The following is a 16,614-nucleotide window of genomic DNA, read 5'->3' as shown; positions in this document are numbered from 1 at the left end:
CGTCCGGTCAGCGCTTCCGCCGCCGCATGGCCGCCTTCGGCCGGGTTGCCGTAGACCGGGCCGACCTCGGCCGCGGCGCGGTCCGGGCGGTGCGGGGCGTGCCCGCGGACCCGTCCTCGCCCCGGCCCCACTTCCACTGCCCGGCGAGCCAGGCCCGCGTCCAGCGCTCGTACGAGTGTGGGCGGGTCGCCCACGCGTAGGCGACGCCGAGCACGGTGAGCACCCCGCCGACCGCGAGGAGCGGCCACGCGTCGGGATTGTCGGACACCATCGCGATCCCGCCGGCCGACATGGCCGGCCCGAGTGAGAGGAGCAGCACCATCAGCCGGGGCGAGAACGGCACCCGGCGCCGTGAGGGCGACATGGCCGAACGGTACCGGCGCCACGCAACCCGCGACGGCGTACATCGGGCCCGGGGGGCTGGATTCGGCGCCGCCGGGCGGATCCGCGCGTCAGACGTAGAGGCGGCCGTCGGCCACGACGACGACGCTGCCCGCGACCTCGACCCGCTCGACGGCGCCGTCGTCGAGCACCGAGACGCACGCGCGGATCGTCGACGGGCGGCCCATCTCGACGCCCTGCCGCACCGTGATCGTCGCGCCGAGCGGCACCCGGCCGTGCCGGCCCAGGTGCAGCGCGAGGGGGCCGGCCGCGGAGCCGGTGCCGGCATCCTCCGTCACGCCGTAAGCGGGCGAGAACATGCGGGCCCGCCAGACCAGCGGGTCGTCGGTCGGGGCGAAGCAGTTCGCGGCCAGGTCGTCGTGGTCGGCCAGCGCGCGGAGGTCGACCCGCAGGGCGGACAGCTCGGCGACGCCGGCGAGGCCGACGAACGCATGGCGCGGGCCGTTGCGGTACACCTCGACGGGAAGGGTCGACGAGGACACCCCGAGCGCGTCGAGCAGCTCGGCGGCCCGGTCGTAGGGCTCCCAGACCGGGATCGGCTGGAGCATGCGGGCGGTCCTGACGCGGCCCTCGCCGGACTCCCCGGTGAAGCGGAACGGCACCACGCCCATGCCGGTCTCCATCCGCAGCTCGCCGCCACGGACGCCGGGGTGGCCGGTCGCGGCCAGGACCGCGGCGGTACCGAAGGTCGGGTGGCCGGCGAACGGAAGCTCGCCGATCGGGGTGAAGATCCGCACGCGCACGTCGCCGCCGGCCGCGGGCGGGAAGACGAACGTCGTCTCGGACAGGTTCATCTCGCGCGCGATGCGCTGCATCCGGCCGGTGGTCAGCCCGGCGGCGTCGGGGACGACCGCGAGCGGGTTGCCCTCCAGGGCGGTGTCGGTGAAAACATCGGCGATCACATAGCCGTACACGGCGCCAGGGTAAGCATCCGGCCGCGCGCCGCGACACTGCTCGAACGAGTAGCGGGCCACTACCCCTCGTGAGGCGCGCGGCCCGCCGACTGAGGGAGCCGGCGGGCCGCGCCCGTCACAGCTCGTCATTCGGCGCCGGCCGTGGGGCCGGCGGCCGCTTCAACCAGCGCTACCGAACCCGCGTCAGCTGGAAGGCGACGCCTGGCCTGGCGACGGTGTCGCCGGGGCCGACGGCTGCATGCCGGCGTGCTCGTGCAGCCGCACGATCCGTCCGGTGTAGGTCTCGTTGGTGCCGGCGCCGCTGGTCGTCCCGCCGATCGCGATCATCGCGCCGGTCGTCAGGGCACTGGGTTGCAGCGTGTGCCGGAGCTCGTAGACCCGCACGTTGTTGGCCAGGGTCCATGTCTTGGTCCACCCGTCAGCCGATTTCACGGTGACCGACGACCCCGAGATGGCGGTGATCGTGCCCTGCTGCATGGCCACGTGCACCGGTCCCCGCTTTGTCTGGATGATGCCCTCGCCGTGCTCCACACCCTTGAGCATGTCGCCGTGGTGCTGCCGTTCCGCGCCCGGGCTGGGTGCTGTGCCACCGCCCGGCGGGGACGGGCTGGGTTGAGCACTCGCCACCGCCGGCGCGGCGACCGCACCGGCTCCGGCGAGCACTGCGGTGCTGAGCGCGAGCCCTATTCGCTTGCGTAACATGGTCCCCCTCCTCACCTGGACCAACAGTCTCGATACCACCGAGTAACCGGCAATAAACCACACACAACTCATGATTTTTCGCCATTTTTCGTCGCCAGGACGGGCCGGCGCCGGACTGGTACGGCAGCCATACCGCCGCCCGCGAACACGCACACCGCAAGGTGGCGCTGTGTCGTACGCTGCGGTGCCGTGAACGACTCCCAAGCGGCCGCGCCGTATCCGCCGGGTGCGGCGGACTGCTGGACCGATGACGCCTGCTGGGAGGGCCTGCCGGGAGGGCCCGTAACGCCGGGATGACGAGAAGGCGTCAGAAGGCGCCGACCCGGGGTAAACGATTCGGCCGCGGTGGCAACACAAGAGTGTGACCCCACCCAACCTGTTGTCCGCCGGGCTGAGCCGGCGCCGGTTCGTCGGTGGCGCGGCGCTGACCGCCGTGGCGCTGGCCGGCGGGTGCGCACACGAAGACGACGACGCTTTCGGCGCGGGGGTGCTGGCGGGAGGGCCGGCCGAGGAGTTCACGCCGCCGACGGCCCGGCTCTCCGGTTCGCTGCGCATCCTTGCCTGGAGCCATTTCATCCCGACGTACGACCGCTGGTTCGACAGCTTCGCCAGCCGGTGGGGCCGCCAGGTCGGCGTCGACGTCACGGTCGACCACATCGACCTCGGCCAGATCACCACTCGCGTGGCGGCCGAGATCTACGCCGGGCAGGGCCATGACCTCATCCAGTACGTGGCGCCGCTGCCGCAGTTCGAGCCTGCCGTACTCGACCTGACCGATCTCGTCCGGGAGGCCGACCGGCGCTGGGGCCAGCAGCTGCAGCTGTGCCGGCGGTCGGGCTTCAACCCGGTCACGAACCGGCACTTCGCCTACGCGCCGGGCTGGGTGCCGGATCCCGGAAATTACCGGCGCTCGATGTGGTCCGCGATCGGCCTCCCCGACGGCCCGTCGACCTGGGACGAGCTGTTGAACGGTGGGACGGAGATCCGCCGTACCACCGGCGTCCAGCTCGGGCTCGGCATGTCGCAGGAGCTGGACTCGAACATGGTCGGCCGCTCGCTGCTGTGGTCCTTCGGCGCGTCCGTCCAGGATGCCGAGGGGCGGGTGACCCTCGACTCACCCGAGGCCGTGGCGGCGGTGGAGTACATGACCAGGCTGTATCGCCAGGCCATGACCGACGAGGTCTTCTCGTGGACGCCGTCCTCCAACAACCAGGGGCTGGTCGCGGGCCGGCTCTCGTACATCAGCAACTCGATCTCCGCGTGGCGCACCGCGCAGCGGTCCACACCGCGGATCGCGGACGACATCCATTTCGTGCCCGCGCTGGCCGGGCCGGTGGGCGCGCTCGCAGCGCACCACCTCGTCCACAACTGGATCATCCCGAAGTACGCCTCGGGCGCCGCCGCAGGACAGGAGTTCCTGTTGCACTACACCGCGAACTTTGCCGCCGCCACCTACTCGTCCATGCTGTACGACCTGTGCGCCTGGCCCGGACGAACCCCGGACCTCGCCACGTGGCTCGGCCGTGACCCGTTCCGTGCCGACCCGCCCGACAAGCTGGCGATGCTGACCGACGCCGCGAAGTGGAGCGCCGACCTCGGCCACCCCGGCACGGCGAACGCCGCCATCGGGGAGGTGACGAGCAGCTTCGTCATCCCGAACATGTTCGCCCGCGCGGCGCGAGGCGAGGTCAGTGCCGCTAGCGCGGTCGCCGAGGCCGCCGCGCAGGCCCGGTCCGTCTACGCCAAGTGGCGCACGCGGGGTCTGGTGGCGTGATGCGGAAGCACAACGCCCTTCCGCGCGGCCGGCGGGGCCGGGCCGGTGAACGCACCCTGGAACCATTGTTCGTCGTGCCGGCCGTCGGCTACGTCGCCGCCCTGATCGTCGGGCCGCTGGTCCTGGCCGTCGCGTATGCGGTGTCGGACGTGACCGTCGCCGATCCGAGCTTCGACTGGGTCGGCCTCGCGAACTTCGGCCAGGTCCTGGACGACCACGTGTTCTGGCAGTCGCTGCTCAACACCTGCGTCATCACCGTGTCGACCACCGCGCTGGCGGTGGTCGGCGGGAACGTCGTGGCCCGTCTGATGCTGGCCAAGGTGTACGGACGGTGGCTCGTGCGTCTGTGCGTGCTCCTGCCGTGGGTGACCCCGGTGACCGTGTCGTCGGTCTCGTGGCTGTGGCTGCTCGACTCGGTCTACTCGCCGCTGGACTGGGCCGGTCGGGAGCTCGGCCTGCTCGGCGCCGCGGAAAACGTCAACTGGCTCGGCCGTCCCACGACGGCGCTGGCCTCGGTCGTGGCCGTGCAGGCGTGGCGGCTCACCCCGCTCACCGCCGTCATCATCATGGCCGGCCTCGTGGCGATCCCCCGCAACATCTACGAGGCCGCCCGGATCGACGGCGCCGGCCGCTGGCTGCGCGCCCGCTTCATGACGCTGCCGTTGACCGCTCCCATCGTCGCCGTAGCGGCGTTGTTCTGCGCGGTGTTCACCTTCAGCGACATGGCGGTGGTGCGGATCCTGACGAACGGGGGCCCGACCCACTCCACGGAGACGCTCGCCAGCTGGGCGTTCCGGAAGGGGGTCGACGCCGGCGACGTCGGCCAGGGCGCGGCCGTGGCGGTGTTCCTCCTGCCGCTGCTCGTGGCCGCGGCGCTGGCGATCCTCGGCCTGGTGCGACGGATGGTGGTCCGGTGATGCCCGCGCGGCGCGCCGGGCACGCGCGGCGGCAGCGGCGGGGTCGGGTGCTGGTCCACGCTGCGGCATATGCGGCCGCGATCATCGGCGCGGGACCGTTCCTGTGGAGCATGCTCACCGCCGTCAAGCTGAACCGGGACCTGTACGACCCGGCACACAACCCCTTGTGGTTCAACGATCCGCCGACCGCCGACCATCTCGTGTACCTCTGGCAGCACACGGCGTTCCGGACGTTCGCGTGGAACACCCTGTGGATCGGCGCCGCGGTGGTGGCGGTCACGCTGCTGCTCGCCACGCCCGCCGGATGGGTCCTGGCACGGCTGCGACGGCCATGGGCCGGCCATCTCGGTATGGTGATCTTCCTGTGCTACCTGGTCCCGCCGAGCGTGCTGTTCCTTCCGCTCTCACGGCTGATTGCGGGCCTGGGCCTGCAGGACTCGGCCTGGGCCCTCGTGGTGGTGTACCCGACCATGACCGTCCCGGTGTCGGTCTGGCTGTTGATGGGGTTCTTCAGCGCGGTTCCGCGGCAGGTCGAGGAGCAGGCACGGGTCGACGGCTGCACCCGGTTCGCCGCCTTCCGCTGGGTCGCTCTGCCGCTGGCGGTTCCCGGGCTGGTCGCCGTCGTTGTGCTCAGCTTCGTCCTGTGCGCGAGCGAGTACCTGTACGCGACCGCCTTCGTCGCGCGCAGCGCCGGGAAGGTCCTCTCGACCGGAATCCCCACCGAGCTGATCGGTGGGGACCTCTTCTACTGGCAGTCGCTGCAGGGCGCCGTCGTGCTGGTCGCGGTGCCCGTCGCGGTGGTGTTCAACCTCTTGCTCAAGCGGTTCGTCGCCGGGTTCACCGCCGGCGCGGTGACCCTGGACTGACGGCGCACGGGGCGGCTACGGCGGCGGACCGATGCCGCTCTTGTGCGTGTGCGAGGTGCCCGGCCGGTCATTGAAGATGATGTGGGTGTTGACGTCGGCCTTGCTGAGCGCCCACAGGCCGATGATGTCGGCCAGCGCGAAAATCAGTGCGGCGAGGATCGCCACCACGATCCGCCGCCGGCGTTCACGGCGTCGCCAATCGGCCAGGGCGGTCGGATACCGGTCCGGCGCGCCGTGCACCGACGCGGTGAGGGCGTCGAAGACGTCGCGGAGCTGCTCCGCGGCCGTCCCGGATTCTTCACCTGCGTCGCGTCCGGGGCGGGGAAGAACGCCACTCATGCCGAGACCTCCGCTTCGCTCCGGCGGCGGCATGAGCTACACCTGCGTTTCCGATGAGCGGCCACAACGCCCAGTCTGGCTCGATGAGGCTCCGCGCTGATCGACCCAGACCAGGCGCCGCCGCGCTCCGTACCGCTCATCTGCGGTCCTCCAATAGGCGCGTGAGCGTTGCCATCCCCCGCGACGTGTGCGACTTGACCGCGCCTGCCGAGATGCCCATTGCCGCGGCTATCTCGGATTCTCGCAGATCCAGCCAGTAGCGCAGCACCAACGCCTCCCGCTGCCGGGCCGGCAGCCGCTTGATCGCCTCGACGAGGGCGCGTTGGTCCTCGCGCAGCACCACTTCGGCCTCGGCCGATCCGACCGACTCGATGACCTGTTCGCTGTGTTTGCGCGCCACCTGCAGGCGGCGCACGCGCATCCGGACGAGGTTGCACACGACGGCGCGCAGGTAGCTCAGCGCGGCGTCGTGGCTGCGTAACCGGTGCCATCGCCGGTAGAGCTCGTAGAACGCCTCCGAGACGACGTCCTCGGCCTCGCCCTCCGCGCCGAGCAGCACCGCCAGGCGCAGCAGCGAGGTGTGGTTGGTGTCGAAGAGCCGGGCGAGCGCGGCTTCGCGCTCCAGATCGGAGAAGCTCACGTCGGCCGCGTCGAGTTCGGCCGGCGTCGTGTCGGCGACCGGTGCGACCGGACGGGGCGAGACCTGCTGTCTCATCGCAACACCGCCCCGTTCGCGCCGATCTCCCGGGCTTCCCGAGCCAGGCCCAGCCGGTCCAGCGCCGGAGTGAGCGCGGCGGCGACCGCGAGATTGACCGCCAACGCCGCTAGCCCGACATACACCTGCAGGCCGGCGATGGAGACGACCGAGGAGAAGCCGCCGGAGGCCGCCAGCACGGTCCCCACGACCATCCCCACAAGCCAGCCGGCGAGCAGTGCGCCGCGATGCAACCAGCGTATGAACAGCCCGATCGCCACCGCCGGGAAGGTCTGCAGGATCCACACCCCGCCCAGCAGCTGCAGGTTGATCGCGTCCTGGTCGGGCAGGCCGAAGATGAAGGCCAGCGCGCCGAACTTCGCGACCAGTGAGACGGCGCGGGCCACCTGCGTCTGGTGTTTCGGCGTCGCCGTCGGATGGAAGTACTCGACATAGACGTTGCGGACGAACAACGTCGCCGCGCCGACGGACATCACCGCGGCGGGCACCAGCGCCCCCACCGCGAGCGCCCCGAACACGAGTCCGGCGGCGACCGGTGTCGTCAGTTCCCGCACCATCATCGGTACGGCCGCTTCGGCGTTACCGGGCCGGGCTCGCACGCCCGCGGCGATCGCCGCGACGCCGAGCAGCGCGAAGAGTCCCAGCACCGCGGTCCAGGCCGGCAGCCCGACGATCGCTTTGCGGATCCGGTCGCCGCTGGACGCGGCGAAGGACGCGGTGAGGACGTGCGGGTACATCAGCAGCGCCAGCGCCGAGCCGAGCGCCAGCGTGGCGTAGGTGGCGTAGAGGGACGGGGCGAGCGTCAGGGACGCCTCTGGGTTGCCGCGCGCGGCCATGGTTTCCTCGGCCGTACGGAACACCGCCGCGGGCCCACCGAGCTGCTCGAGCACGAGGACGACCACGACGACGACCGTGGTGAACACCAGGACCCCCTTGGCCAGGGAGATGATGGTCGGTGCGCGCAGCCCGCTGCGGTAGGTGGCCCCGGCCAGCACCGCGAACACGCCCACCAGCGTGAGATCGCCCGCGATCCCGCCGGTCGGGTAGAGACCGCCGGCGACCAGGACCGCGCGGATGCCGAGCAACTGCAGGGCGATGTACGGCATGGTCGCGAGGATCCCGGTCAGCGCCACCACAAGGGCGAGCGGCGGCGAGTCGTACCGCGCCCGCACGTAGTCGGCCACGGTGATGCAGCCGTTCTCCTTCGCCGCCTGCCACAGTCTCGGCAGCACGACGAAGGCCAGCGGGTAGACGATCACCGTGTAGGCGAGGGCGAAGAAACCCAACGCCCCGATCCCGTACACCAGGCCCGGCACCGCGGCGAACGTGTACGCCGTGTAGATCGTGCCGCCGAGCAGGAACCACGTGAGGACGGCCCCGAACTGCCGCCCCGCCAACGCCCAGCCGTCGAGCGTCGGCAATTCGTCGCGCACACGGAACCGCCGCGCGGCAATCGCCAGGAGCGACGTGCCGGCGACGACGAACGTGAAGGTGATGGTGCTGGCGGGGTCGACCATGGGCACCTCTCAGTCGTCTTGTGTGTTGCGCACGCTCCCGGATTGGTTGACACGAAACAAGAGGCAATCGGTCGGTAAACCGCGCGACTCAGGTACGCAACACACAGGCATCGTCGACGACTGCTCAGGAGGCCGGGATGGCGAGACTCCGAAAGCCGATCAGGGTCGCCGCCTACACCGGCCTGGCGTTACCGCTCGTGGCCATCCTCTGCGTCCCGCTCTATGCGCGGACAACACCCCGACTGGCCGGACTGCCCTTTTTCTACTGGTTCCAGTTCGCCTGGATCTTCCTCACCGCGGCGCTGATGGCGATCAGCTACTGGCTGCTGCGGCGCACGGACGCCGCCGTCCGGGCGCCGGAGGACTCATCCGGGCAAACTCCCCCACCCTGGAGAGCATGAATGAGCATCTTCACCCCGCAGACCAGGGCCCGCCCGGATCTGCGGTCCATCGTGATCTGGACGGCCGTGTCGATCGTCGGCGCCGTCGCCTGGGGAGTCATCGCCCTGGTCCGCGGCGAGCGCATCTCGGCGATCTGGCTGGTGGTCGCGGCGCTGTGCTCGTACGCGATCGCGTACCGGTTCTATGCGCGGTTCATCGCCCGGCGCGTGCTCAAGGTCGACGACCGGCGCGCCACGCCCGCGGAGCGGCTGGACAACGGCATCGACTACCACGTCACCGACCGCCGCGTGCTGCTGGGCCACCACTTCGCCGCGATCGCGGGCGCCGGGCCGCTGGTCGGTCCGGTCCTGGCGGCGCAGATGGGCTACCTGCCCGGGACCATCTGGATCATCGTCGGCGTCGTCTTCGCCGGGGCCGTGCAGGACATGGTGGTCATGTTCCTGTCCATGCGCCGCGACGGGAGGAGCATCGGCCAGATGGCCCGGGACGAGATCGGCCGCGTCGGCGGCGTCGCAGCCCTGGTGGCCGTCTTCGCCATCATGATCATCCTGCTCGGTGTCCTTTCGCTCGTCGTCGTCAACGCGCTCGCGAAGTCGCCCTGGGGCACCTTCTCCATCGCCATGACCATCCCGATCGCCCTGTTCATGGGCTTCTACATGCGGGTGCTCCGACCGGGCCGCGTGGTCGAAACCAGCGTGATCGGCGTCGGCCTGCTGGTCCTCGCCATCGCCGCGGGCGGCTGGGTTCAGGACTCCAGCTGGGCGGGTATCTTCACCCTCAAGCCCGAAACGCTGGTCTTCTGCCTGGTCGGATACGGCTTCGTCGCCTCCGTCCTGCCCGTCTGGATGCTGCTGGCACCACGCGACTACCTCTCCACGTTCATGAAGATCGGGACGATCGCGCTGCTCGCGGTCGGCGTCCTGCTGACCAACCCGGTCCTGCAGAACGAAGCCGTCACCAAGTTCGCCTCTACCGGCAACGGCCCGGTCTTCGCCGGCACCCTCTTCCCGTTCGCCTTCATCACCATCACCTGCGGAGCGCTGTCCGGCTTCCACGCCCTGATCTCCTCGGGCACCACGCCGAAGATGATCCAGAAGGAGTCCCAGGTCCGGCTCGTCGGCTACGGCGCCATGCTGATGGAATCGTTCGTCGCGGTCATGGCCATCATCGCCGCGTCGATGCTGGACCCTGGGCTGTACTACGCGATGAACTCACCCGCCGGCGTGGTCGGCACGACCTTCCAGAGCGCCGCGACGGCGGTGACCAACCTGGGATTCACCATCACCCCCGATACCCTGCAGGCCGCGTCCGCCACCGTCGGCGAACCGACGCTCGTGTCGCGCACCGGCGGCGGGCCGACGCTCGCGGTCGGCATCTCCGAGGTCTTCTCCGGCTTCCTCGGCGGAGCGGGCCTCAAGGCGTTCTGGTACCACTTCGCGATCATGTTCGAGGCACTGTTCATCCTGACCACCGTCGACGCCGGAACCCGGGTCGGCAGGTTCATGCTCCAGGACACGCTGGGCAACATCTGGAAGCCGCTCGGCCGGGTCAGCTGGCGACCCGGTCTGTGGCTGACGAGCGCGGCCGTCGTCGGCGCATGGGGATACTTCCTGTACACCGGCGTCACCAACCCCCTCGGCGGCATCAACCAGCTCTACCCCCTGTTCGCCGTCGCCAATCAACTGCTCGCCGCCGTGGCACTGACCGTCGTCACGGTCATCCTGGTCAAGAGCGGCCGGCTCAAATGGGCCTGGGTCACCGCCATCCCGCTGGTCTGGGACGCGGCCGTGACAATGACCGCCAGCTACCAGAAGATCTTCTCCACCGACCCGAAGATGGGCTTCTTCGCCCAGCGCCAGCGCTTCGCCGACGCGCTCGAACATGGCAAGCTGCTCGCACCGGCCAAGAATCTCGACCAGATGCAGCAGGTCGTCACCAACTCAACGGTGCAGGGCGTCCTGTCGGTGTTCTTCGCGGTCCTGATCATCATCGTGATCGTCGACGGGGCCCGGGTATGCCTGCAGGCGGTGATCCGCGGCCGCGAACTCCCGACAACGGAGGTGCCCTTCGTCGAGTCGACGATCGTCGCGCCCGCCGGGCTGTTCGCCACCGCGGACGAGCGGCGGGAGCTCGTCGGTGCCGCCGACGGCGACCGATGAGCGCACGCCATCTGCTGGCGCGACTTTGGTGGTACGTCCGGGAACTCGCCGGCGAGGCCGGCTATGACCACTACGTCGCGCACCACCGGGAACACTGCACAACCGGATCCCCGTTGACCAGACGGGAGTTCGAGCGCCTGAAGAACAGCACCTCGGTGCGCTGCTGCTGAGGTGCCTGACCCGCATCGCGACGGCCGGCCAGGTCTCACCGACCCGGCCGGCCGTCGCCGCCTTGCAAGACTCGGCCGCGACTGCGGGACCACTCCGGTCACGTGATGCCGGAGTGGTGGTGCAGGGCGGCCACGACACGCTCGACGGTCGGTAGGTCGGTGCGGCACGCGTGGATCGGCGCAGCGCCCGTCGCGCCGGTCATCACGTCGATCCCGTCGACGAGCACGGTTGGCGAGGGCCAGACGCCCATGTCCTCCTCGACGGCCGCGTCGAGGCCGAGGAGGCGCGCCGCCTGTGTCACGACGGTGCGGGCGTGGTCGGCGTTTGGGCAGCCCTCGCCCAGAAGCAACTGTATGCGCACGGCGACCTCCTCCTGATGAGCCCATACCGTCCTGCCGGACGCAGTTCTTGTCAATGGTGGGCCTGGCGTGGAGCGACCGCTTCGCCCCGGCATCCCGCCCTGGTCAGCGGGCAAGCAGGGTGCTGGTCAGCGCGACGTGGACCGCGGTGCCGGCGAGGATGCTCAGCAGAGCGTTACGCCGCCAGAGGTGCAGGCCGATGGTGGTGGCCAGGGCGAGGAGCGGGGTGAGCACTTGTAGCGGGTGCGTGAGTGGTAGGTCGCAGGACCTGAAGACCGTGCAGGAGTTCGAGGCCATCGTCGCCGGGTATGACGAGGTGATCGAGCTCCGCCGAATGTTCGGCCGCCCCGACTATCTCCTCCGCGTCGCGGTTGCCGATCATGCCGCTTTCGAGGCGTTCCTCAGCGGCAGGCTCATCGGCCTGCCCGGCGTCCTGCGCGTCGAGTCCCGCCTGACCATGAAGAAGATCAAATCCGACTGGTAAGCGCGCGGCATTCACCGCGACAATCTCCAGTCAGCGGGGTGGATTGGTGTACAGGCCGACTGAGCATCCGAGCTCGCCCGGCTCCAGCTGGACGGGGTCGTACCCGAGTTGCTTGGTCGCCCCGTCGGCAGTCCTGATCATCAGGATGCAGTCGCGCTCGGCGGGCACGCCCACCGCCGCCACGAGAATGCCTTCGTGCGTCACGGTGTCGACCGAGATGCCGTCCTGGGGGAACGCCGCCCGCACCGCGCCCGAGAGCGTGTCGGGCGTGGCGGTGCGCAGCGCCGCGGCGAGGCGGTCCGTCGCGTCGCCGGGCAGCGTCAGCACCGGCGAGGCAGAGGGGACGGGAGGAGTGGCGATCGCGGGGCAACCGATCTTGTGGTACTCGGTGTAGCGGTAGAGCTGAAGTACGTAGCGGTAGCATCGCGTGGCACTGCCGGCCGAGTTGCCGCGGTCGCCGAGCGTGGCCGCGTGCCGCTCAGGCACCGTCACCGCGAACCGGACGTCGATGGTGGCCTTCTCGTCTCCGGTGGTCCGCCCGGACCAGCCGACCGGCGTAATGTGAGTCTCGCCGTCGGTCTGCGCGCCCTTCGGCACCTCGGTCGCGGCGATGTACTCGGCGTCGCGGACCCGGTCTCGATGGCCGAACTTGTCGTTCAGGCGCGCCGCCTCTTGCTCCGCGATGTCCCGCGCGAGCGAGCCGCCGTCGAGCGGCCCGGTGCCACAGCCCGTCAACGCGACGGCAGCCGTCATCATCGCGCAAGTCAGACCCAGGGCCGTCGTCCTCATCGTGCCCACGAGGACACCGTACTGCCCGCATCGCTACGGTTCGCTAACGGCACGGAAGCGGATCGGGACTGGACGATGCCGGGTTTGCGGTGGCCGACGCCACCAGGGGCGAGCGCGTGACCACGGCGATCCTGCGGCGCTGGTACGGCGACCTGGCCCGCCACCTGCTGCTGTGGGTCGCGTGTTTCAGCCAGGCCGTGCGCCGCGACCTGCAGTTCCGCAGCCAGACTGCCGAGGTCAGGTGAGCTCACCGGCTCCCTCAATGGTCTGCGGCCGGCGCTGCCGGATCGGGGTGGCCAGCGCGGCCAGCGCGATGGCCACGCAGGCGGTGCCGCCGACCGCGCAGGTGGCCATGACGCCGTAGTGGGCGGCCGCACCGGTGAGCGCGGCCGCGCCGAGCGGGCCGAGCGAGTTGTGCAGGGTCCAGAACGCGGAGGTGACCCGGCCGAGCAGGTGGTCCGGGGTCACCTCCTGCCGGAACGACATCGAGCAGATGCCGGCCCAGCCGGTGGCCAGCAGCTGCACGGTGGCCAGAACGCCGACGGCGATCGCGCTGGTGGTCACGCCCAGGCCGGCGATCGCCACGCCGCACAGCGCCCAGGAGCCGATCCAGCAGGCGCCGAAGCCCAGCCGGTCGCGGATCGGCGCCACCGTGCTGGCCGCGAGCAGCGAGCCCAGCGTGGCGGCGGCGAGGACGTAGCCGACGACGCTGTCGGAGCGGCCGAGGTCGTGCTTGAGGTAATAGATGATCAGGTCGGTCAGGCCGGTGGTGATGAACAGCAGCAGCGACAGCAGGACGGTCAGCGAGCGCAGCACCGGGTGCCGCCACAGGAACGTGACGCCGGCCAGGAAGTCCTTGAGCAGGGCCCGGCGCCCGGTGGCGGCCGGCGCTTCGGCGTCGGGCGCGGCCGGGGCGGCGGCCGCGGGCCGGATCCGGATCAGCAGCAGGCCGGCGGCGGAGGCGGCGAAGGTCGCCGCGTCGACGGCGACGGCCGCCGTGGGGCCGAACGCGGCGGAGATGATGCCGGCCAGCATGGGGCCGCCGACGCCGGCCACCGCATAACTCGAGTAGAGATGCCCGTTGGCCCGGGTGATCTGGTCGGCCGAAACGAGCGCCGGCACCACGGTGACGTAGGTGACCTGGAACTGCATGGCGAACGCGCCGGCCAGCGGGACGACCGCGTAGAGCAGCCAGACCTGCGGCGAGATCAGCCAGACCAGCGGGACGAGACCGTAGAGGACGCAGCGGGCCACGTCGCAGGCGATGAGCAGGGCCCGCCGGTTCGCCCGGTCGGCGATGTAGCCGGCGAAGACGCCGGTGACGAGGGACGAGACGCCGACCAGGCCGGTGACCACGCCCATCTGCACGAGGGAGCCGGTGGCCTGCAGGACCAGCAGCGGAATCGCCACGAACGAGAACGAATCGCCGAGCGCCGATAAGGTCTGGCTAGCGAGGAAGACCTGGAAATCCCTGCTCCGCCACAGGCTGACGCCGCCCCCGTTGGCCATCAGCGCTCCCTCCCGGCCGTGCTGGCGTAGACCGCCTTCTTCGCGTATGGCCGGGGGTTAGCCCCCGGGTCCGTTCGGGGGTCGACCGGCGGGCGCGTCCGGGGGTACGTCGGATGGTCACGCGGGGCGCGTTCGCTGAGGCTGATGGACATCAACAGCGTCCGCGGCGGGCTTGTCGGCAAGTGGCTCGCCCTCCTGATCCTCGTGTGGAGCGCCCCATGACCATCCTCACTCCGTGTCTCAGCGCGGTGCGCCGCTGGCATCGACCGCTGGTGGTGAATGCGACACTCATGTTCACCCTAATGCTGGTCTCCGCCGTCGGCATGTTCGTCGATGATCGCCTGCTCGTGGGCGAATCGGTCTGGGTGAAGCCGATGAAATTCGGCTTTGCCATGGGGGTGTACGGCCTGACGCTGGCGTGGCTGCTCAGCAAGCTGAGCAAGGGCAGACGCATCGGCTGGTGGCTCGGGACCATCTTCGCGGTCGCCGGGCTGCTGGACGTCGGTGCCGTCGCCTACGCTGCCGCACACGGCACCTTCAGCCATTTCAACAACAACACCGACACTGTCGCCCGAACCGTGCGGACGGTGTTCTCCTACGGCGTCCCGCCGCTGCTGCTGACCACCCTGATCATCGCGATCCTGGTCCTGATCCAACGCACCGGCGACCGCGCCATGACCCGAGCGCTGCGCGCCGGGCTCGGACTCGCCCTGGCCAGCATGGTCGTGGCCCTCTGGCTCAGCAACTCAGGGGCAACGCCCCGCACGATGACCGACGCCAACGGCCACGCGGTGTCCATGATCGGTGGCCACGGCATCGGCGACCCCGACGGCAACGGGATGCCGCTCACCAACTGGAGCACGAGCGGCGGTGACCTCCGCGTACCGCACTTCATCGGCATGCACGCCATCCAGGTGCTGCTGTTCGTCACAGCGGTCCTGGGTCTGCTCGCGACCAGCCGTAGCTGGCTACGCGACGAACGGGTCCGCGCCCGGCTGGTCGGCGTCGCCGGACTCGGCTACACCGGGACGTTCGCGGTACTCACCTGGCAGGCGAAGCGAGGCCAGGCGGTGACCAACCCCGATCGGCAGACAGTGATCGCCTTCGCGGGGGTAGCGGTGTTCACCCTGGTGACGACTGTCGCAGTAATCATCGCCGCGCGTCGGCGATCCGCGTCGCCCATCGACGAGGAGCAGCGCGCCGCCTTCCGGTGACGCGGGTAGGTGACGGGTGATCAATCGTCGCCCTGAATGGTCACGCGGACGGCGATCGGGGCGCCTGAGGCGTCCAGATCGAGGTGTACCGGGAAGACGCCGTCGCCGACCGAAGTCATGGCCATCATGATTTCGGCACCGCCGACCGTGATGGTGGCCGCCTCGTGCTCCGCGGCGCGCACGCCCGCCATCACCTGCCAGTGGTGGGAGTGGGGACGGAAGTCGAAGGCGAACGTGGGGCGCGGCTGGGCATCTCGCCGCTCCTTCAGCGCGAGGGCGCGCTCGTACGCCTGCCGGACAGGCAGATCGAGCCAACCGTAGTGATCATCGCCGGGTGTGCCGGTGCGTGATGCGCCGAACTCGGCGGCGATCAACTCCTCGTCGCTGCCCCAGAAAGCCACGTCGGCCAGACCGTCGATGGCATCATCGTGTATCCAGGACGTCAGAGCGTCCGCGTCCGCCAGTACGATTCGGGCGTAATCCACGTAGATGCTGCCCAGTGGGCGTGATCCCGCGGCTGTGGCCTGCCCGAGTCCGACCCGGATCTGCCGCCATCCCCACTCTCCCCGGGATGCCGTTACCCGCAGCGGGCGATCGGATGGCACGTTGCCGACGGGAATGACCGTTCGCGTTGTCCCGGCTGGCGAAGACCCACGCCGTGTACCGGTCCGCGCAGGTCTGGACCTGGTCGATGCTCGGCGGCGGCCTCGCACTCGCCGTGATCATCGCGCTGACCGTCGCCGGGCAGCTCGTCGCGGCCATACGGGCGGTGTCCCACGTGGTCGCCGGTCTGGCCGAGGGCGACCTGACCCGGGCCGCCGACGTGCCGGGCCGCGACGAGCTCGGCCGGATGGCGGGCGAGCTGAACACCGCGACCGCCCGGCTGCGCGCCTCACTGTCCACCGTGGAGCGCAACAGCCAGACGCTCGCCGGCGCCGCCCAGGAGCTGTCCGCCGTCAGCAACGACATCGCGGCCAGCGCCGAGGACAGCAGCAGCCGGGCGACGACCGTGTCATCGGCGGCGGGCGAGGTGTCGCAGAACGTGCAGACGGTCTCGGCCGGCACGGTGGGCATGGGCACGGCGATCGCCGAGATCGCGCGCAGCGCCGCCGAGGCGGCGCGGGTCGCGAATGACGGCGTCCTGATCGCCCAGAGATGAGCCGCAACGCCGCCGAGGCCGCCAGCGGCGCGGACCGCATCGCCGGCACCATCGGCGGGCTCGCCGAGGCGGCGCAGCTGACCGCCTCGGGCATCACCGAGGCCCGTGCCGCAGCCGAGGACCTGGCACGCACGTCGATCGAACTGCGCAACGTCGTCGCCCAGTTCCAACTCCAACGCTGAAATCTCGGGCTCAGGAGATCAACTCGCGTCCTGAGCCCGA

Annotated in this window: 22 protein-coding genes; 11 read left to right on the top strand and 11 right to left on the bottom strand. The window is 70.5% G+C overall.

Annotated features, from left to right (window positions below; genetic code table 11):
• Positions 1–7 precede the first annotated feature (7 nt).
• The 3 genes from ACGFI8_RS07465 to ACGFI8_RS07455 all read right to left on the bottom strand — a co-directional run bounded on the left by ACGFI8_RS07465 (position 8) and on the right by ACGFI8_RS07455 (position 2,018).
• Positions 8–364, bottom strand: coding sequence for a hypothetical protein (locus ACGFI8_RS07465; protein ID WP_392801377.1), 357 nt, complete (start codon positions 362–364; stop codon positions 8–10).
• 88 nt (positions 365–452) lie between these two features.
• On the bottom strand, positions 453–1,316 hold the full coding sequence (locus tag ACGFI8_RS07460) for a PhzF family phenazine biosynthesis protein (protein ID WP_392801374.1): 864 nt from the start codon (positions 1,314–1,316) through the stop codon (positions 453–455).
• 183 nt (positions 1,317–1,499) lie between these two features.
• The gene (locus tag ACGFI8_RS07455) at positions 1,500–2,018 is read right to left on the bottom strand and encodes a hypothetical protein (RefSeq protein WP_392801371.1); all 519 of its coding nucleotides are present in this window, start codon (positions 2,016–2,018) and stop codon (positions 1,500–1,502) included.
• A 361-nt stretch (positions 2,019–2,379) separates the two neighbouring features.
• Here ACGFI8_RS07455 and ACGFI8_RS07450 point away from each other — a divergent pair, with 361 nt between their 5' ends.
• The 3 genes from ACGFI8_RS07450 to ACGFI8_RS07440 are packed head-to-tail and all read left to right on the top strand — an operon-like array spanning position 2,380 to position 5,575.
• A complete protein-coding gene (locus ACGFI8_RS07450; RefSeq protein ID WP_392801368.1) occupies positions 2,380–3,792 on the top strand; it encodes an ABC transporter substrate-binding protein in 1,413 nt (470 codons plus the stop codon).
• Positions 3,792–4,709 (top strand): carbohydrate ABC transporter permease, encoded by a 918-nt coding sequence (locus ACGFI8_RS07445; protein WP_392801365.1) that lies wholly within the window; start codon positions 3,792–3,794, stop codon positions 4,707–4,709. Before ACGFI8_RS07450 ends, ACGFI8_RS07445 begins: the two co-directional genes overlap by 1 nt.
• On the top strand, positions 4,709–5,575 hold the full coding sequence (locus ACGFI8_RS07440) for a carbohydrate ABC transporter permease (protein ID WP_392801362.1): 867 nt from the start codon (positions 4,709–4,711) through the stop codon (positions 5,573–5,575). The genes ACGFI8_RS07445 and ACGFI8_RS07440 overlap by 1 nt, the downstream gene beginning before the upstream one ends.
• Before the next feature lie 15 nt (positions 5,576–5,590).
• Here the strand turns inward: ACGFI8_RS07440 and ACGFI8_RS07435 are convergent, their stop codons facing one another.
• The 3 genes from ACGFI8_RS07435 to ACGFI8_RS07425 all read right to left on the bottom strand — a co-directional run bounded on the left by ACGFI8_RS07435 (position 5,591) and on the right by ACGFI8_RS07425 (position 8,146).
• Entirely contained in the window at positions 5,591–5,947 is a 357-nt protein-coding gene (locus ACGFI8_RS07435; protein WP_392801359.1) for a hypothetical protein, read from the bottom strand.
• Between the two features lie 103 nt (positions 5,948–6,050).
• Positions 6,051–6,629, bottom strand: a complete 579-nt coding sequence (locus tag ACGFI8_RS07430; protein ID WP_392801356.1) for an RNA polymerase sigma factor — start codon at positions 6,627–6,629, stop codon at positions 6,051–6,053.
• Positions 6,626–8,146, bottom strand: coding sequence for a sodium:solute symporter (locus ACGFI8_RS07425; RefSeq protein WP_392801353.1), 1,521 nt, complete (start codon positions 8,144–8,146; stop codon positions 6,626–6,628). Before ACGFI8_RS07425 ends, ACGFI8_RS07430 begins: the two co-directional genes overlap by 4 nt.
• A gap of 137 nt (positions 8,147–8,283) precedes the next feature.
• On the opposite strand from ACGFI8_RS07425, the gene ACGFI8_RS07420 reads away from it, so the two are divergent.
• Genes ACGFI8_RS07420 through ACGFI8_RS07410 form a run of 3 tightly spaced genes read left to right on the top strand, consistent with a single transcriptional unit; the run spans position 8,284 to position 10,877 of the window.
• On the top strand, positions 8,284–8,547 hold the full coding sequence (locus ACGFI8_RS07420) for a DUF3311 domain-containing protein (protein ID WP_392801350.1): 264 nt from the start codon (positions 8,284–8,286) through the stop codon (positions 8,545–8,547).
• On the top strand, positions 8,548–10,707 hold the full coding sequence (locus tag ACGFI8_RS07415; protein WP_392801348.1) for a carbon starvation CstA family protein: 2,160 nt from the start codon (positions 8,548–8,550) through the stop codon (positions 10,705–10,707).
• Positions 10,704–10,877, top strand: coding sequence for a YbdD/YjiX family protein (locus ACGFI8_RS07410; protein WP_392801345.1), 174 nt, complete (start codon positions 10,704–10,706; stop codon positions 10,875–10,877). Before ACGFI8_RS07415 ends, ACGFI8_RS07410 begins: the two co-directional genes overlap by 4 nt.
• 98 nt (positions 10,878–10,975) lie before the next feature.
• On the opposite strand, the gene ACGFI8_RS07405 is transcribed toward ACGFI8_RS07410, so the two are convergent.
• Complete coding sequence (locus tag ACGFI8_RS07405; protein ID WP_392801343.1) at positions 10,976–11,239, bottom strand: alkylmercury lyase; 264 nt, start codon at positions 11,237–11,239, stop codon at positions 10,976–10,978.
• A 103-nt stretch (positions 11,240–11,342) separates the two neighbouring features.
• The gene (locus tag ACGFI8_RS07400) at positions 11,343–11,471 is read right to left on the bottom strand and encodes an AzlD domain-containing protein (protein ID WP_392801341.1); all 129 of its coding nucleotides are present in this window, start codon (positions 11,469–11,471) and stop codon (positions 11,343–11,345) included.
• A 43-nt stretch (positions 11,472–11,514) separates the two neighbouring features.
• On the opposite strand from ACGFI8_RS07400, the gene ACGFI8_RS07395 reads away from it, so the two are divergent.
• A complete protein-coding gene (locus tag ACGFI8_RS07395; protein ID WP_392801339.1) occupies positions 11,515–11,721 on the top strand; it encodes an Lrp/AsnC ligand binding domain-containing protein in 207 nt (68 codons plus the stop codon).
• Between the two features lie 30 nt (positions 11,722–11,751).
• Here ACGFI8_RS07395 and ACGFI8_RS07390 read toward each other — a convergent pair whose 3' ends face one another.
• Positions 11,752–12,510, bottom strand: a complete 759-nt coding sequence (locus tag ACGFI8_RS07390) for a hypothetical protein (protein WP_392802838.1) — start codon at positions 12,508–12,510, stop codon at positions 11,752–11,754.
• A gap of 116 nt (positions 12,511–12,626) precedes the next feature.
• On the opposite strand from ACGFI8_RS07390, the gene ACGFI8_RS07385 reads away from it, so the two are divergent.
• Positions 12,627–12,755 (top strand): hypothetical protein, encoded by a 129-nt coding sequence (locus tag ACGFI8_RS07385; RefSeq protein WP_392801336.1) that lies wholly within the window; start codon positions 12,627–12,629, stop codon positions 12,753–12,755.
• Here the strand turns inward: ACGFI8_RS07385 and ACGFI8_RS07380 are convergent.
• The gene (locus ACGFI8_RS07380) at positions 12,748–14,019 is read right to left on the bottom strand and encodes an MFS transporter (RefSeq protein ID WP_392801333.1); all 1,272 of its coding nucleotides are present in this window, start codon (positions 14,017–14,019) and stop codon (positions 12,748–12,750) included. The two genes, ACGFI8_RS07385 and ACGFI8_RS07380, sit on opposite strands and share 8 nt — an antisense overlap.
• A 218-nt stretch (positions 14,020–14,237) precedes the next feature.
• Between ACGFI8_RS07380 and ACGFI8_RS07375 the strand changes: the two genes are divergently transcribed.
• Positions 14,238–15,233: a hypothetical protein gene (locus ACGFI8_RS07375; RefSeq protein ID WP_392801330.1), complete on the top strand. Its 996-nt coding sequence runs from the start codon at positions 14,238–14,240 to the stop codon at positions 15,231–15,233.
• A 20-nt stretch (positions 15,234–15,253) separates the two neighbouring features.
• Here ACGFI8_RS07375 and ACGFI8_RS07370 read toward each other — a convergent pair whose 3' ends face one another.
• Positions 15,254–15,718, bottom strand: coding sequence for a hypothetical protein (locus ACGFI8_RS07370; protein WP_392801327.1), 465 nt, complete (start codon positions 15,716–15,718; stop codon positions 15,254–15,256).
• Between the two features lie 146 nt (positions 15,719–15,864).
• On the opposite strand from ACGFI8_RS07370, the gene ACGFI8_RS07365 reads away from it, so the two are divergent.
• Positions 15,865–16,392 (top strand): HAMP domain-containing protein, encoded by a 528-nt coding sequence (locus tag ACGFI8_RS07365; RefSeq protein WP_392801325.1) that lies wholly within the window; start codon positions 15,865–15,867, stop codon positions 16,390–16,392.
• Positions 16,389–16,574 carry a hypothetical protein gene (locus ACGFI8_RS07360; RefSeq protein WP_392801324.1) on the top strand — a complete coding sequence of 62 codons (186 nt, stop codon included), beginning with the start codon at positions 16,389–16,391 and terminating at the stop codon, positions 16,572–16,574. The genes ACGFI8_RS07365 and ACGFI8_RS07360 overlap by 4 nt, the downstream gene beginning before the upstream one ends.
• Positions 16,575–16,614 lie beyond the last annotated feature (40 nt).

This window comes from Dactylosporangium sp. NPDC048998, from assembly GCF_043197855.1.
In the GTDB taxonomy this organism is placed as follows: Bacteria; Actinomycetota; Actinomycetes; order Mycobacteriales; family Micromonosporaceae; genus Dactylosporangium.
This window is presented reverse-complemented; position numbering and strand designations above follow the sequence as displayed.

What these genes read in the sequence shown, in the direction of transcription:
- ACGFI8_RS07465 (WP_392801377.1), bottom strand. Translation starts at nt 364, where the DNA reads ATGTCGCCCTCACGGCGCCGGGTGCCGTTCTCGCCCCGGCTGATGGTG.
- ACGFI8_RS07455 (WP_392801371.1), bottom strand. Translation starts at nt 2,018, where the DNA reads ATGTTACGCAAGCGAATAGGGCTCGCGCTCAGCACCGCAGTGCTCGCC.
- ACGFI8_RS07445 (WP_392801365.1), top strand. Translation starts at nt 3,792, where the DNA reads ATGCGGAAGCACAACGCCCTTCCGCGCGGCCGGCGGGGCCGGGCCGGT.
- ACGFI8_RS07440 (WP_392801362.1), top strand. Translation starts at nt 4,709, where the DNA reads ATGCCCGCGCGGCGCGCCGGGCACGCGCGGCGGCAGCGGCGGGGTCGG.
- ACGFI8_RS07435 (WP_392801359.1), bottom strand. Translation starts at nt 5,947, where the DNA reads ATGCCGCCGCCGGAGCGAAGCGGAGGTCTCGGCATGAGTGGCGTTCTT.
- ACGFI8_RS07430 (WP_392801356.1), bottom strand. Translation starts at nt 6,629, where the DNA reads ATGAGACAGCAGGTCTCGCCCCGTCCGGTCGCACCGGTCGCCGACACG.
- ACGFI8_RS07425 (WP_392801353.1), bottom strand. Translation starts at nt 8,146, where the DNA reads ATGGTCGACCCCGCCAGCACCATCACCTTCACGTTCGTCGTCGCCGGC.
- ACGFI8_RS07420 (WP_392801350.1), top strand. Translation starts at nt 8,284, where the DNA reads ATGGCGAGACTCCGAAAGCCGATCAGGGTCGCCGCCTACACCGGCCTG.
- ACGFI8_RS07415 (WP_392801348.1), top strand. Translation starts at nt 8,548, where the DNA reads ATGAGCATCTTCACCCCGCAGACCAGGGCCCGCCCGGATCTGCGGTCC.
- ACGFI8_RS07410 (WP_392801345.1), top strand. Translation starts at nt 10,704, where the DNA reads ATGAGCGCACGCCATCTGCTGGCGCGACTTTGGTGGTACGTCCGGGAA.
- ACGFI8_RS07390 (WP_392802838.1), bottom strand. Translation starts at nt 12,510, where the DNA reads ATGAGGACGACGGCCCTGGGTCTGACTTGCGCGATGATGACGGCTGCC.
- ACGFI8_RS07380 (WP_392801333.1), bottom strand. Translation starts at nt 14,019, where the DNA reads ATGGCCAACGGGGGCGGCGTCAGCCTGTGGCGGAGCAGGGATTTCCAG.
- ACGFI8_RS07375 (WP_392801330.1), top strand. Translation starts at nt 14,238, where the DNA reads ATGACCATCCTCACTCCGTGTCTCAGCGCGGTGCGCCGCTGGCATCGA.
- ACGFI8_RS07360 (WP_392801324.1), top strand. Translation starts at nt 16,389, where the DNA reads ATGAGCCGCAACGCCGCCGAGGCCGCCAGCGGCGCGGACCGCATCGCC.